This is a genomic window from Gilvimarinus sp. 1_MG-2023 (genome assembly GCF_030548285.1).
In genome coordinates this window covers 1-273 of record NZ_JAUOSC010000983.1, presented here as the reverse complement: position 1 = coordinate 273, position 273 = coordinate 1, and the positions used below count along the sequence as shown (strand labels likewise).

1 protein-coding gene is annotated in these 273 nt (G+C 55.7%); it reads right to left on the bottom strand.

Translation table 11 applies throughout. The features are described from left to right. A partial coding sequence (locus tag Q4563_RS19820; RefSeq protein ID WP_303605738.1) for a 6-phosphogluconolactonase occupies positions 1-273 on the bottom strand: 273 nt, incomplete at both ends.

Below are 273 nucleotides of genomic sequence, written 5' to 3'. Positions count from 1 at the left end.
GTGGAAACCAGGATGCCGTATGACCATCGGTTCCCATCCCCAGTACCGCTACATCCAGCCGCGAAATTTGCTCATGCAGGCTGTTTTCACAGTCCATAAAACCGGCAGTCGGCGTCAGGGCTGCATTTTTCAGGGGTAAAAAATACGCGGCAGCAGCCGGGCCTTGCAGTAAATGCGCCTTGACCAGGCCGGCATTGCTGGACGGATCACTTTCATCAACCCAGCGTTCATCCACCAATGTTACCAGAATCTGGGACCAGGGCAACGCCCGCT